Annotated in this window: 12 protein-coding genes; 3 read left to right on the plus strand and 9 right to left on the minus strand. The window is 65.0% G+C overall.

Features of this window, described 5'->3' with window-relative positions; all coding sequences use genetic code 11:
* Window positions 1-236 precede the first annotated feature (236 nt).
* From ACZYTC_RS15870 to ACZYTC_RS15885, 4 genes are all read right to left on the minus strand, one after another.
* Window positions 237-1,181, minus strand: coding sequence for an NUDIX hydrolase (locus ACZYTC_RS15870; RefSeq protein ID WP_441773306.1), 945 nt, complete (start codon window positions 1,179-1,181; stop codon window positions 237-239).
* 122 nt (window positions 1,182-1,303) lie between these two features.
* Entirely contained in the window at window positions 1,304-2,026 is a 723-nt protein-coding gene (locus ACZYTC_RS15875; RefSeq protein WP_441773307.1) for a metallophosphoesterase family protein, read from the minus strand.
* 88 nt (window positions 2,027-2,114) lie between these two features.
* The gene (locus ACZYTC_RS15880; protein WP_488990046.1) at window positions 2,115-2,885 is read right to left on the minus strand and encodes a metallophosphoesterase family protein; all 771 of its coding nucleotides are present in this window, start codon (window positions 2,883-2,885) and stop codon (window positions 2,115-2,117) included.
* A 154-nt stretch (window positions 2,886-3,039) separates the two neighbouring features.
* Complete coding sequence (locus ACZYTC_RS15885; RefSeq protein ID WP_481273661.1) at window positions 3,040-5,601, minus strand: GcvT family protein; 2,562 nt, start codon at window positions 5,599-5,601, stop codon at window positions 3,040-3,042.
* A 478-nt stretch (window positions 5,602-6,079) separates the two neighbouring features.
* On the opposite strand from ACZYTC_RS15885, the gene ACZYTC_RS15890 reads away from it, so the two are divergent.
* Together ACZYTC_RS15890 and ACZYTC_RS15895 are read left to right on the plus strand one after the other, a co-directional pair.
* On the plus strand, window positions 6,080-6,397 hold the full coding sequence (locus ACZYTC_RS15890) for an SH3 domain-containing protein (protein ID WP_454812395.1): 318 nt from the start codon (window positions 6,080-6,082) through the stop codon (window positions 6,395-6,397).
* Between the two features lie 98 nt (window positions 6,398-6,495).
* On the plus strand, window positions 6,496-8,070 hold the full coding sequence (locus ACZYTC_RS15895; RefSeq protein WP_488990047.1) for an acetolactate synthase large subunit: 1,575 nt from the start codon (window positions 6,496-6,498) through the stop codon (window positions 8,068-8,070).
* 187 nt (window positions 8,071-8,257) lie between these two features.
* Here ACZYTC_RS15895 and ACZYTC_RS15900 read toward each other — a convergent pair whose 3' ends face one another.
* From ACZYTC_RS15900 to ACZYTC_RS15920, 5 genes are all read right to left on the minus strand, one after another.
* Window positions 8,258-9,490 carry an MFS transporter gene (locus tag ACZYTC_RS15900; RefSeq protein WP_441773312.1) on the minus strand — a complete coding sequence of 411 codons (1,233 nt, stop codon included), beginning with the start codon at window positions 9,488-9,490 and terminating at the stop codon, window positions 8,258-8,260.
* A 119-nt stretch (window positions 9,491-9,609) separates the two neighbouring features.
* Complete coding sequence (locus tag ACZYTC_RS15905) at window positions 9,610-10,086, minus strand: hypothetical protein (protein ID WP_441773313.1); 477 nt, start codon at window positions 10,084-10,086, stop codon at window positions 9,610-9,612.
* A 127-nt stretch (window positions 10,087-10,213) separates the two neighbouring features.
* Entirely contained in the window at window positions 10,214-10,684 is a 471-nt protein-coding gene (locus ACZYTC_RS15910; RefSeq protein WP_441773314.1) for a carboxymuconolactone decarboxylase family protein, read from the minus strand.
* Between the two features lie 100 nt (window positions 10,685-10,784).
* On the minus strand, window positions 10,785-11,408 hold the full coding sequence (locus tag ACZYTC_RS15915) for an alpha/beta hydrolase (protein WP_441773315.1): 624 nt from the start codon (window positions 11,406-11,408) through the stop codon (window positions 10,785-10,787).
* Window positions 11,409-11,430: 22 nt separating this feature from the next.
* Window positions 11,431-11,970, minus strand: coding sequence for an HdeD family acid-resistance protein (locus ACZYTC_RS15920; RefSeq protein WP_434959520.1), 540 nt, complete (start codon window positions 11,968-11,970; stop codon window positions 11,431-11,433).
* A gap of 255 nt (window positions 11,971-12,225) precedes the next feature.
* Here ACZYTC_RS15920 and ACZYTC_RS15925 point away from each other — a divergent pair, with 255 nt between their 5' ends.
* Window positions 12,226-13,788, plus strand: coding sequence for a trimethylamine methyltransferase family protein (locus ACZYTC_RS15925; RefSeq protein ID WP_441773316.1), 1,563 nt, complete (start codon window positions 12,226-12,228; stop codon window positions 13,786-13,788).
* The last annotated feature ends 14 nt before the right edge of the window (window positions 13,789-13,802 follow it).

The raw sequence follows: 13,802 nt of genomic DNA on the forward strand, positions 1-13,802 counted from the left end.
GAGAGCGAACCGCGACTCCCCTTCTCCCCTGGTGGGGATCGTCCACTCCACTTGGAGTGGACTGGGAGCCCCGAAGCGGCGGATGAGGGGTCTAGCCCCCCATCCAGAGATTACACCTTTGAGCGAGCACCAAGGCTGGCAAGGTCGCAAGACCCCTCTTCCGTCATTGCTTCGCAATGCCACCTTCTCCCGCAAGGGGGGAAGGGGACCGCGCTAGACTCAGTGAGGGGACACTCCTACCCCCGCGCCAGCGGCAGCTTGGTGCCGGCGGCTACGCGCTCGGCCAGCACGGCCTGGCGGAAGCGGAACAGCTTGGCCGGGCGGCCGATGGTCTCGGCGGCGATCTCGCCGGTCTCCTCCACCAGTTCCTGCTGCTCGATCAGGCGGCGGAAATTCTGCTTGTGCACCAGGCGCCCAGCCAGGGCCTCGACGCTGCGCTGGAGCTGCAGCAAGGTGAAGGTGGCGGGCAGCAATTCGAACACCACCGGGCGGTATTTGATCTTGGCTCTCAGACGGGCAATGCCGGTGGCGAGGATGCGGCGATGGTCGGCATGCATCGGCCTGCCCGGCACCGCTTGCGAGGCCGGCACCGCTTGCGCGCCCGCAACGCCGTTCGTGGCAGCTTCCGGTACCAGCCCGGCCTCGTAGAGCAGCTCGTAGCGCTGCAGCACGAGCTCCTCGTTCCAGGCAAAACCCTCAAGCCCGAAGGTGATATCGACCCGCTGGGACCTGATCTCGCGCATGGCCGCACTGTCGACCGCCCCGGCCCAGGCACGCAGGGGCGCGACGATTCCCGTCTGGAAGAAGGCCGGCAGGCCGGCGCGATGGTCCTCCCAGGGGAAATACTCATACCAGTCGCGCCAACCGGTTTCCTCGCCTCCACCGGCATTTTCCCGCGTCAGGCCTAGATAGGAGATCGAGATCGCCCGCTGCATGTCCTGCGCCCCGCGATCGTTGTCGGCGAAGGTATAGAGCTGCTCGACATAGCCGAGGGGATGGCCGGTCTGGCGTTCCACCCAGGCACGCAGCCCGGTCTGCAATGAGCGGTGGCCGGCCTCGAAGGGACCGGAGGGCAGGCCCCTGCCCTCGCGCACCGTCATCACCCGCGGCCGCCCTGCGGTCACCGCCACGAGGACGGCGATCAGGTCGGCGGTGACGAGGTTGCCGGTCTCTGGCGGCACGATCGATTTCTCCTGGTGACAAAGCCGATATCTGGTGCGGAGACTCGCAGTTGCACCCGGCCGGGGCAAGCAATCGGCAGCTTTTGACCAAAGGTTTCAACAGGTGAAGCGACGCAGCGCCCTCAAAAAATCACCGCCTCCGTCCCCTCCAGCAGCACGGCGGTCAGAGGGCCGCCGAAACAGGCGCCGGTATCGAGATTGATGCGGTTGGGCCTGAAGGTCGCGATATCGACCGGCGTGTGGCCATGCACAATGCGCTTGCCGAAATCGCCATCCCAGTCGAGGAACTCGTTGCGGATCCAGAGCAGGTCCTCCTCGTCCTGCCGGTCGGGCGGGCGGCCGGGGCGGACGCCGGCATGAACGAAGAAATAATCACCGCAGGCATAGCTGAGCGGCATTTTCGCCAGAAAGGCGAGGTGATGCTCCGGTATCGCGTCGAGAAAGGCGCGGCGCAGGTCGTGAAGCGTCGGGCCTGCGGCCAGGGCCCGCTCCAGATCGACGCCGTAGCTCGCCAGCGTGCGCAGGCCGCCATTGTGCAGCCAGGCCTCGGCATCCTCGCCGCCACGGATGAAGTCGAGCATCATGGCTTCGTGATTGCCCTTGAGCACCACGAGCTCGCAGCCCGGCAGTCCAGCCGCGAGGCGATCGACCACACGGGCCGAATCCGGGCCGCGATCGACGAGATCGCCGACAGAGACGACGATGTGCCGTCGCTCCGGCAAAGACGCCAGGCGCGCCTCGATCTGTTCGAGCAGGATCTCCAGCTTGTCGTAGCAGCCGTGCACGTCGCCGAAGGCGATAACGCTGACATCGTCGGGGATAGCGGGCAGATGGAATGACCCCATGATGCGCTCCCTCCATGCGACACCATAAGGGGCGTGCGGGCCGCGCGGCAAGGGGCGGCAATGCCCCGGGAGCGCGGGCCTCAGGGGCTCAGAATACCACGGCCTCGATGCCCTCGAACCGTACAGCCGTCAGGATGCCCGAGGCATAGGCCTTGGTGTCCAGATTGATGCGGTTGCGGTTGAAGTCCGGCTTGCGCACCGGTGTGTGGCCGTGGACGATCTTCTTCTCGAAGCGTTGCGTGGAATGCAGGAACTCCTCGCGAATCCAGACGAGGTCGCGATCATCCTGCTCGGCCAGCGGCACGCCGGGGCGCACGCCGGCATGGACGAAGAAATAGTCGCCGATACTGTAGGAGGTGGGCAGGCCGCGCAGGAAATCGAGATGCGCCTGCGGTATGGCTGAAAGCATGTCCTGGCGCAGGCGGTCCGGCGTCTTCTCCACCTTGTAATTCTGCCGGCTGGCAATGCCATAGCTCTGCAGGAAGGCGTCGGCGCCGAAGAAGCTGCGCCAGGCATCGCCGATCGGCTTGTCGTCGAGAAAGCCGAGCAGCGCGTCCTCGTGGTTGCCCAGGAGCACCACCAGCTCACAGCCTCGCACGCCGTTCATCAGCCGCTCGATCACGCCGGCGGAATCGGGGCCGCGGTCGATGAGATCGCCGACGCTGACCACGACATGCTTGAGGCCCGGCAGCAGCGACGCCCGCCTTTCGATGCGCGTGAGCAGGGGTTCCAGCAAATCGAGCCGCCCGTGGATATCGCCGATGGCGATGACGGAGGTCTCAGGCGGCATGCTGGGCGGTTCGGGAAAGCGCTCGATCTTCTTCTTGGTTATCGGTTTGGCTATTGGTTTCTTGGGCATGGCGGGCTCCCTCTCCCACACCGGGAGAGGGCTGGGGATTGAGATCCCTTACTTCCGCGTGCCGGCCCCAAACGTCAACAAGAGGGGGCAATTGTGACGTGGAGAACTCGGAGTGGAGATGACCTTCCCAGGATGAGGAGGGTCAGGTTTCCCCTCAGCTTCGCGGCTTGGCGTTTGCGGGGTCGTAGAGCGGCTTATAGCCGACGCCGGCCACCTCGACCGGATAGGTCTCGCCGAAATACTCGACCTGGAACTTGCGACCCTCCTGCGCATAGGCATGCGGCAGATAGGCGAGCGCGATGTTCTTGCCGATGGTCGGGCCATAGGCGATCGAATAGGTGTAGGACCGGCGACCGAGTTCGTCGACCAGCGTCTCGCCGGTCTCAGGGTCCATCACCGGCAGGATGCCGACGGGGTAGCGAGCGACGCCCTTGGCATCGACATTGTCCGTGATCACCAGCGTACACAGCATGGCCGGCTGGTGGGCGCGGGCGCGGTGCTCCAAATGCCTGGCCTTGCCGCAGAAATCGGCCTCCTTGACCTTGGGGCGCTGGAGATCGGTTTCGATCAGGTTGTACTCGGTGTTGAGCTCGGCATTCTGCAAGCGCAGGCTCTTTTCCATGCGGCGGGAATTGGCATAGGTCTCCACGCCGACCGCCATCACCCCGGTGGTGCGCAACGCGTCCCAGACGGCAAGGCCGTCCTCGTAGCGCATGTGCAGTTCCCAGCCCTGCTCGCCGACATAGGAGATGCGGAAGGCGGAGACGTCCTTGCCCCCGATGTGGATCTGCTTGATGGCGGCAAAGGCGAAGTTCTCCGGATCGAGCCCGGTCGGGTCTTCCACTACCTTCTTCAGATTGACGCGGGCATTCGGGCCCCAGATGCCGATGGTGACGTATTTCTCCGAAGTATCGGTGACGGTGACGTCGAAGCCCTTGTCCTGGGCAACGCGGCGCAGATAGTTGAGATCGCGCGGGCCGGCATCGGCGCCGTCGACCACGCGGCAGCGGTCCGCCATGCGGAACACGGTGAGGTCGGCGCGCACCATGCCGTTTTCGTCGAGGAAATGGGTGTAGATGCCCTTGCCGATATTCGCGTCGCCGCCGATCTTGGCGGCGCAGACCCATTCCATCAGCGCGACATGGTCAGGCCCCTCGACATCGATCATGGCGAAGTGCGAGAGGTTGATGATGCCGCAATCCTCGCTCATGGCGAGCTGTTCGGCATTGGAGACGCGCCAGAAATGGCGGTTGTCCCATTCGTTCGCGCGCACCGGCACGCGGTTTCCGTATTTCTCGAGCAAATGCTCGTTGGCGGCGTAGCCATGGGCGCGTTCCCAGCCGCCGAGCTCCATGAAATAGCCGCCGAGCTCCTTCTCGCGCTCATAAAAGGGCGAGCGCCTGATATTGCGGCCGGTGTCATAGGGCTCACGCGGATGCACGGCCGGATTGTAGATCTTGCGGGCCGCCTCGCCGCAACGCCCCTCGATGAAGCCTTCCTCCAGCATGTGCGGGGAGAAGCGGGCATAGTCGATCTTGTTGTGGTCGATCGGCGTGCGCCCGTCTGTCATCCAGTCGGCGATGAGCTTGCCCATGCCGGGGCCATCCTTGACCCAGATGGCGACCGCATACCACAGGCCCCGCACCTTCTGGCTTTCGCCCATGGAGGGGCCGCCATCGGTGGTGACCTGCAGAAGGCCATTGAAGGAATGGCCCTCATTGTAACCCAGCTCGCCGAGAATCGGCGTCAGCTCCATGGCGCGTTCGAGTGGGCCGATGATCTGCTCCATGTCGAGGTCGCGCTGCGAGGGCGACAGGCGCGCCTCGTGCTTTTCGAGAAGGTCACGCGGATGGCACAGGCGCGGATTGGTCTCCTCGTAATAGCCCCACTCGATCTGGCCGCCTTCGGCGGTCGTCGGATCGCCGGTGTCGCGCATATAGGCGGAGTTGCCCTGGTCGCGCATCAGCGGCCAGCCGATCTCCTTGCCGGTGCCGGCGAACTCGTTATAGGGCCCGAAGAAGGTAAGCGGATGATCGACCGGCATCACCGGCAGGTCCTCGCCGGCCATCTCGGCGATCAGGCGGCCCCACAGGCCGGCACAAACAACGACATGATCGGCCTCGATAGTGCCGCGGCTGGTGACCACGCCCTTGATGCGGCCGTTCTCGATGATGAGCGACTGAGCCGCCGTGTTGGCGAAGACCTGGAGCTTGCCGGCGGCCTCGCCCTGGTCGACGAGCTTGCCCGCCACCGTCTGCGAGCGTGGGATGACAAGGCCGGCATCGGGATCCCACAGGCCGCCCTGCACCAGATGCTCCTCGATCAGTGGGAACTTCTCCTTGATCTCGGCCGGCTCGATCAGGCGGGCACGGGTGCCGAAGGCTTTGCCGGAGGCAACCTTGCGCTTGATCTCGTCCATGCGGGCATCGTCGCCCACGCGGGCCACCTCGATGCCGCCGACGCGGGCGTAGTGACCCATCTTCTCGTAGAAATCGATGGAATAGAGCGTGGTCCAGCAGGACAGGAAATCGTGGCTGGTGGCATAGCAGAAATCGGAAGCATGGGCGGTGGAGCCGATATCGGTCGGGATGCCCGACTTGTCGATGCCGACGATGTCGTCCCAGCCCCGCTCGATCAAATGATGGGCGATCGATGCGCCGACGATCCCGCCCAACCCGACGATGACGACCTTCGCCTTTTTTGGAAACACTGCCATTTGCCTGCGACTCCGGATGCGTTGCGGGAAACCCTAGCGCCTCAGCCGCCGCGGTTGCTGCCTCAGTGCGACCTTCTCCCAAGGCCACGCGACCACAACCGCAGGATGCAGCGCCGATGCCATCCCGTTGCCGATTAGCTCTATAGAAGACGCGCTGGAACGATGTCGCATATGGGCCGGGACATGGCCAGAAAACGACGTCGACGAGAATCCTGTCGCCGAGGTTGATCGCCAGCTGAACTATTCCCTTCTCCCCCTGCGGGAGAAGGCGCCGGCAGGCGGATGAGGGGTCTCGCAACTTGTTCAGGTCGTGCTTGCGAGTGAGCATCAGAAAAGTCAGGTCGCGAGCCCCCCTCATCCGGCGCTTCGCGCCACCTTCTCCCACAGGGGGGAGAAGGAGAGAACGCCCTGTGCGCACTGTCACGGCGGTATCCCGTTGCCTGTGGCTTGGTCGGGCATCCACGCACCGGGCCCTGCCATGAACCGCTCCCTTCGTCCTCCCTTGCTCGCCGTCTGCCTCGCTTGTCTCTGGCCGGCCGCAGGCTCCGCCATGGAGCTATGCCATCTGCGCAAGACACCGGATGGTTTTGTCGCCCTGCGCGCCGGTCCCGGCCCGCAGCACCGCCTGATCGCCCGCATGAAGCCCGAGGACGAAGTGCAATATGGCCAGGGGCGCACAGGCAAATGGGTCGAGGTCACCTGGTGGCGCGGCGATTCGCGCCTTGAGGAGGATGGCTTCAGCAAGGGCATCCATGGCTGGGCCTTCTCGCCGCTGATCGCCAAGGATTGCGGGTGAGCCCCAAGCGGGGCGCCGTGCCGTTATGCTTGAGATGACGGGGCGTTTGCGCCTAAGGGTGAACGTTCCAGCCTTCTTTCAGCCTACGGACGCCCACCATGCATGAGCCCCTCCCCGTCTCCGATACCATGAACGGCGCCGAAAGCCTGGTGCGCACGCTGGTCGATAGCGGCGTCGAGGTCTGCTTTGCCAATCCCGGCACTTCGGAAATGCATTTCGTCGGCGCGCTCGACCGCATCGAGGGCATGCGGCCGGTGCTCGGCCTGTTCGAGGGCGTGGTCACCGGCGCGGCGGATGGCTATGCCCGCATGACCGGCAAGCCGGCGGCGACGCTGCTGCATCTCGGCCCGGGCCTGGCCAATGGCCTCGCCAATCTCCACAATGCCCGCAAGGTGCCGGTGCCGATGGTCAACATCATCGGCGACCATGCCTCCGCGCATCAGCGTTTCGATGCGCCGCTGACCTCCGATGTCGCCGCCTTCGCCCGCCCGGTCTCGCATTGGGTGCATTCCTCCCCCAACGCCCGCAGCGTCGCCGCCGATACCGCCCGCGCCGTGCAGGCGGCCCGCACCGCGCCCGGCCAGATCGCCAGCCTGATCCTGCCGGCCGATACCGCCTGGCTCGTTGCCGACAGGCCGGCCGCGCCGCTCCCTGTCCTCGGCCCCGCACCCGTTTCGGACACCGCCGTGACGCAATCGGTGGCAGCGCTCGACGCGGGCGGTCCGGTTGCCTTCCTCTTACGCGGCGAGGCCCTGCGCGGCCGCGGGCTGGCGGCAGCGGGCCGCATCGCGGCCAAGACCGGGGCCCGGCTGATCTGCGACACCTTCGTGCCGCGGGTCGAACGCGGCGCGGGGCGCATCAAGGTGGAAAGGCTGCCCTACCGCCCCGGTCCCGCCCTCGATTTCCTCAAGGGCACGCAGACCCTCATCCTGGTCGGCTCACAGGCACCGATCGCCTTCTTCGCCTATCCGGGACAGCCGAGCGAGCTGACGCCGTCCGGCTGCCGGCCTCTCGTGCTCGCCTTTCCGCATGAGGACGGCACCGGCGCCCTCGAAGCCCTAGCCGAGGCGATCGGCGCGACTGCGCCCGGCAAAGCCTCCGCGCACGCCCCGCCTGCCCTGCCTGCGGATGGCCGCATCACCGCGGAGGGCATCATGCGCATCGCCGGGCATTTCCTGCCCGAGAACGCCATCATTTCCGACGAGACGATCTCCTCGGGCTTTCCCTTCTACCCTCTCAACGAAACGGCGGCGCCGCATGACAGCCTCCAGCTCTCGGGCGGGGCAATCGGCGACGGCATGCCGGTGGCCACCGGCGCCGCCATCGCCTGCCCCGGCCGCAAGGTGGTGTCACTGCAGGCGGACGGCAGCGCCATGTACACGCTGCAATCGCTATGGACGCAGGCGCGTGAGCGGCTCGACGTCACCACGGTCATCTATGCCAACCGGGCCTACAAGGTGCTGATGGACGAGGTCGCGGGCGTGGGCCTCGGCAGCATCGGCCCCAGGGGGCAATCCATGTTCGATATCGGCAATCCCGATCTCGATTGGGTAAAGCTTGCCGAGGGCATGGGCGTGGAGGCGGTGCGGGCGGAGAGCCATGCCGCCCTCGCCGACGCTTTCAAGGCCGCGATGGGACAGCGCGGGCCGAGGCTGATCGAGGCGGTGCTCTGAGCGGTTCTCATCGAAAGAAAGAGCAGCGAAGAAGCCCGGCAGACGTTCGTCTTGCGGAGCTGAACGCGGAATTTGGCGTGCCGATCTCCAGATCGGCATACTTGGAAACGACGCGCTCCGGCAAGAAGATGCCGATCTCGCTCCATCACTTGATGGAGCTGAGAAGATCGGCACACGGTCTTACCCACTACACCCGCCCGCTCAGATGCCTTACCTTGCGCAGTTCGGGGAACCAGTACCACCACAGGCCGGCTACTGCGATCGTGGCGACACCCCCGAAGATCACGGCGGGCACGGCACCGATCAGCCCCGCCGAGATGCCGGCACGGAACTCGCCAAGTTCGTTGGAGGCACCGACGAAGACCTGGTTGACCGCGTTCACCCGGCCGCGCACCGCATCGGGTGTCCAGAGCTGGATCAGGGTCTCGCGCACATAGACGCTGACCATGTCGAGCCCACCGAAAAGCGCGAACGCCAGGATGGAAAGCCAGACTGCCGTCGAGGCGCCGAATAGAGCAATGGAGGCACCGACCAGCGCCACACAAACGAACATGATCACGCCGGCATGATCCCTGATCGGGTGGCGCAACAGGATCGCCGCCACCACGATGGCGCCGACGCCGGGCGCTGCCCTGAGCATGCCGAGCCCCCAGGGACCGACATCGAGGATGTCGCGGGCATAGACCGGGAGCAGCGCCGTGGCGCCGCCGAGGAGCATGGCGAAGAGATCAAGCGAGATGGCGCCGAGCACGATCTTCTCGCCCCAGATATAGCGAAAACCCGCCAGCAGCGTCTCGAAACTCGGCTTTTCCTTCGCTGTCTTCAATTGCAGCGGCGGCGCGATGGTAAAGGTCAGCAAGGCGGCGAAGCCGAGCAGCACCAGGGCCGTGCCATAGGCGGCATTGGCCGAGACGCCGTAGAGCAGACCGCCGGCGACCGGGCCGATCACCGTGGCGATCTGCCAGGACGAGGTGCTCCAGGCGATGGCGCTGGCGAGGTCCTCCTCCGGTACCAGATTGGGCATCAGCGACTGCTGGGCCGGTCCGAAAAAGGCCCTGAGCGTGCCGAATACCACCAGCGTGACGAAGATCGGCAGCGCCGTCTGGCTGCCCCATAGCCCGAACAGCATCAGCGCAAGGGCGCAGAGCGCTTCGCCGGCCAGGCAGATCGTCATGATGCGCACGCGGTTGAAACGATCCGCCACCGCACCGGTGACCAGCACCAGGAGGAAGGCCGGCAGGAACTGCACCAGCCCGACAATGCCGAGATCAAAGGGATCGCGCGTGAGGTCGTAAACCTGCCAGCCGACCGAAACGCTCATGATCTGGGCGGAGAAACTGCCGAGGAAACGCGCCAGCCAATACCGCGCAAAACCGCCGTGACGGAAGGCGCCTGCGCGCGAAAAAGAAAGATCTGGCATACCGGGAACCGAAAAAAGGAGGCCTCCTTGTAGAAAGACAGCGGGTTGGGGGCAAGATCCCGCGGACGAAACCTAGCCGAACCAGGCGCGCCCTTCCGGCCTCGCCGGTAACAAGCCGATCACCGTATGACGTTGATATCGCAGAGCAGATCCACCTTCGAATTTTCGGGATGGTTCCACGTCATCTGGCCGATCGTCTTCGCTGCGATGAAGGGAATCGAAAGCAGCGCACCGCGAGAATTGGCGACTCGCAACCCGTATCCACCGTGCTCCTGCACGACCTTGACCGTCCAATCCTCCTCGCGCAGATCCGGAAACAGCAGAAGGGTGGTGCCTGTGGTTCCTTTCAGTTTTGCGCCGCCTTTGCCATCAAGGACGAACTCCATGGCATTGTCGCCCTCGCGGCAGATCATGGTTCTCTGGGGCGGTTGATCGGCGCAGACGGATTGAGCCCAGCATGCTCCGACGATCGCCAACGGGGCGATTATCGACAAGAGCAGTCGCCGACGGCTCAGGCTGGGATATTGCAGCTTTGCCGAATGCAGGAAGGCACCTAGCCGGATAGACGCTTTCACCGTGGGATTCGCCGCCTGCATCGCCGGTCCTTGAGCACCGTACCGAAAAGTGGGCGCCAGTTTTCGGCAAAAATGCTGCGGATGTCGATCCTGGTTTCGGACGCAGCGAGCCGAAACTCTCGCCGCGTCCGTCTGTTTGCCTGCGCATCTAGGCGGCGGCCGCCTTGGCGGATTTCACCACCGCCGGATCGACCCAGCCGCCGAAACCGACGGCGATCCGGTTCCAGCCATTGATGACGTTGATCAGGAGGGTGAGTTTGACCCGCTCCTCCTCGCTGAAATGCGCCTTCAGGGCCTCATAGGCCGTTTCATGCGCATGCCCCTCGGAAAGCCGCGTCAAGGCCTCGGTCCAGCCGAGCGCGGCCCGCTCGCGATCGGTGTAGCAGGGCGCCTCGCGCCAGGCCGGCAGCAAATAGATGCGCTGCTCGGTTTCGCCGTTTTCGCGGGCGAACACCGTGTGCATGTTGAGGCAATTGGCGCAGCCATTGATCTGGGAGGCACGGATCTCCACGAGCTCGCACAGACCCGGATCGACATTGGCGGCGATGACGAACGAAACGCGCTGCCACTCCTTCATCAGGGTGGGGGCAGCGGCAAGGGGGTTGAGCTTGGCGGTCATGGTCGGTCTCCTTGTTGGTACCGAGGTCATGACGATCTGGGATTCGGCTTTGTGACATTCCGGTGGGCTTTTCTGTCACCGACGCCGGTTCCGGCAGCCTTCACACAGTGGCCTCGCCTAACCTTTCCCGCAGGAAGCGGCGGGTGAGTTTCACGCCCGTCGGCGAGATGGTGTGGCCGACGCCCCGCAATATATGGCTTTCCACCGTCATGCCGGCCTCTTGCAGCATGGACCGTGCCCGCCGGGTTTCCTCGGATGGCACAGCGCCGTCGGCGCTGCCATGCACCAGCAGCACCGGCGTGACCCGGGCTGGCGTGAACGGCTCGGGAGCCACGAAGCGGCCGGAGAGCAGCACCATGGCCCCCACGGGCCAGCGGCCGCGGGCCAGGGCGTCGAAAGCCAGGGTTGCGCCCTGCGAGAAGCCGACCAGGGCGACGCGCTCCAGCCGGTTCCCCAGGCCATGGGCGACAACGAGGGCGTCGATCAGTTCATCGAAGGCCGCCCGCGCCGCCATGATGCGCGCCAGCCGATTTTCCGGCGTGACGCCCTCCAGGCTGTACCATTGCCGGCCCGGTCCCTGCTCATAGGCAAAAGGCGCGTCCGGGGCGATCACCGCCGTCTTGGGCAGTGATCGCCGCAGCACGGCCGCCAGCGGGTCGAGATCGTAGCCGAAGGCGGCGACGCCATGCAGAAGGATGACCAGACTGTCCGGCGTCGCCTCCATTGCAGCATTCCACCCGGCAATCTCAGCGGCTTCCGCCCACCCTGCTCCGCAGCGCCATGCCCGTCATCACCGAGGCGAAGCCGTAGAACAGGAGTTCGACGCCGAGAAGAATGCCGAGCAGCGAGGAGGCCGACTGCTGGAAGTCCGAGAAGATCAGAACCGCCAGCAGAATCGAAATCAGGCCGGACAGCAAAAGCCAGGTCCAATTGGCGGAGGAGCGGATGTTGAAGGCGATGATCACTTTGGCAAGCCCGTAGATCAGGAACATCGCCCCCAGCAGGGCCGTGAGGGAGACCACGCCGGCCAGGGGATTGAGTAACAGGGAAGCCCCGAGCAGCAGTGCGAGAATACCCATGAGCGCCGTCATCAGGAAGCCACCCCAGGCCCGGATCACGGTAGCATGCACCAATTGCCCGACGCCCAGCACGATGAAGGCCCAGGCTGCCCACACCACCACCACCAGCGAGGCGAAGCCTGGATGGATCAGTGCCAGGATACCGCCGATCACCGCGATCAGGCCGAGAATGACGAACCAGGGCCAGGACCGCTGCAGAACTTCCATCGTCGTCTCCCCCTTTGCCGTTGAACAATGGACAACATAGCATTGCCGCCGCGGGATTCGAGCTTTCGACGACAATATGGTTTCAGCGGCCCTTCACCCCGCCTCGAGCCTTTGCCGGTTCACCAGCAACCGCCTCCAATATCCTGCCTCCGCCGCACACGTCGCTTTCCGGCAATTCGGCGGCGTGCTTGAGCCGCAGGCGGGCGACGCATTCCCCTATTCAAGTCTCAGGTCCAGAATTCTCGGGAGAACACCATGACGGACGCAGCCGACAACGCCACGCATACCGAAGCTCCGTCCGCCTCGCGCCGCGGGCGCGACGCCCGCCGGGCCGCCCGCGTGCAGCGCGGCGGCGTCTCGGTGCCCTATATCACCCGCAATATCCCCCTCACGGAGGTGCTCTCCGAAGAGGCGATGCAGATCATCGAGCACAATGCCGAGACGCTGCTGGAGGAAGTCGGCATCGAGTTCCGCGAATATCCGCGCGCGCTCGAACTGCTCAAGGCAGCCGGCTGCGACATCAAGGGTGAGCGGGTGCGCTTTCCGCGCGGCCTTGCCCGCAAGCTGATCCAGACGGCGCCCTCGCAATACACCCAGCATGCGCGCAATTCGGAACGCAATGTCGTCATCGGCGGCAACAACACGGTGTTCGCACCCAATTACGGCTCACCCTTCGTGCATGACCTCGACAAGGGCCGGCGCTACGGCACCATCGAGGATTTCCGCAATTTCGTGAAGCTGGCCTATGCCAATCCCTATGTGCACCATTCGGGTGGCACGGTGTGCGAGCCGGTCGACCTGCCGGTGAACAAGCGCCATCTCGAGATGATCTATGCGCATATGCGCCTCAGCGACAAGCCGTTCATGGGCTCGGTCACCGCACCCGAGCGTGCCCAGGACACGGTCGACATGGCCAAGATCCTGTTCGGTGAGGATTTCATCCAGCAGAACACGGTGTGCACCAGCCTGATCAACGCCAATTCGCCGATGGTGTGGGACAACACCATGCTGGGCGCGGCCGACGTCTACGCCCAGAACAACCAGGCCTGCATCATCACGCCCTTCATCCTCTCCGGGGCCATGAGCCCGGTGACGGTGGCTGGCACCCTCACCCAGGTGCTGGCCGAGGTCCTGGCCGGCGTCTCCTTCCTGCAATTGGTGCGCCCCGGCGCGCCGGCCATCTTCGGCACCTTCGTCTCCACGCTCTCGATGCAGTCGGGCGCGCCGACCTTCGGTACCCCGGAAGCCGCCCTCGCCATCTATGGTGCCGGCCAGCTCGCCCGCCGCATGAAGCTGCCCTTCCGCTCCGGCGGCTCGCTCTGCGCCTCCAAGGTCCCGGACGCCCAGGCCGCCTATGAAAGCGCCAATACGCTGCTGCCGGCCATGTTCGGCGGCGTGAACTTCATGCTGCATTCGGCCGGATGGCTGGAAGGCGGACTCTCGGCCTCCTATGAGAAGTTCGTGATGGATTTCGACCAGCTCGGCGCCATGCACGTGCTGGCCAAGGGCGTCGACATGTCCGAGAACGGCCAGGCCATGGATGCCTTCCACCAGGTCGAGCCGGGTGGCCACTTCCTCGGCTGTGCCCACACCCAGGCCAATTTCGAAACCGCCTTCTACCGCTCCACCATCTCCGACAACAATTCGGTGGAACAGTGGGAAGCGGAGGGCAAGCAGGATGCTGCCCAGCGCGCCAACAAGATCTGGAAGAAGACGCTGGCCGACTACGAGGCTCCCGCCATCGACCTCGGCATCGACGAGGCCCTGCGCGACTTCATCGAGCGCAAGAAGGCTGCCGTTCCCGACGCGAATTACTGAGGGTGCCTCTCTCA

It is taken from the genome of Labrys sp. F242, assembly GCF_057813875.1.

Excerpts from the sequence above, each read along its gene's own strand:
- ACZYTC_RS15890 (WP_454812395.1), top strand. The coding sequence starts at position 6,080 with ATGAACCGCTCCCTTCGTCCTCCCTTGCTCGCCGTCTGCCTCGCTTGT.
- ACZYTC_RS15895 (WP_488990047.1), top strand. The coding sequence starts at position 6,496 with ATGCATGAGCCCCTCCCCGTCTCCGATACCATGAACGGCGCCGAAAGC.
- ACZYTC_RS15900 (WP_441773312.1), bottom strand. The coding sequence starts at position 9,490 with ATGCCAGATCTTTCTTTTTCGCGCGCAGGCGCCTTCCGTCACGGCGGT.
- ACZYTC_RS15880 (WP_488990046.1), bottom strand. The coding sequence starts at position 2,885 with ATGCCCAAGAAACCAATAGCCAAACCGATAACCAAGAAGAAGATCGAG.
- ACZYTC_RS15885 (WP_481273661.1), bottom strand. The coding sequence starts at position 5,601 with ATGGCAGTGTTTCCAAAAAAGGCGAAGGTCGTCATCGTCGGGTTGGGC.
- ACZYTC_RS15920 (WP_434959520.1), bottom strand. The coding sequence starts at position 11,970 with ATGGAAGTTCTGCAGCGGTCCTGGCCCTGGTTCGTCATTCTCGGCCTG.
- ACZYTC_RS15915 (WP_441773315.1), bottom strand. The coding sequence starts at position 11,408 with ATGGAGGCGACGCCGGACAGTCTGGTCATCCTTCTGCATGGCGTCGCC.
- ACZYTC_RS15910 (WP_441773314.1), bottom strand. The coding sequence starts at position 10,684 with ATGACCGCCAAGCTCAACCCCCTTGCCGCTGCCCCCACCCTGATGAAG.
- ACZYTC_RS15925 (WP_441773316.1), top strand. The coding sequence starts at position 12,226 with ATGACGGACGCAGCCGACAACGCCACGCATACCGAAGCTCCGTCCGCC.
- ACZYTC_RS15875 (WP_441773307.1), bottom strand. The coding sequence starts at position 2,026 with ATGGGGTCATTCCATCTGCCCGCTATCCCCGACGATGTCAGCGTTATC.
- ACZYTC_RS15905 (WP_441773313.1), bottom strand. The coding sequence starts at position 10,086 with ATGCAGGCGGCGAATCCCACGGTGAAAGCGTCTATCCGGCTAGGTGCC.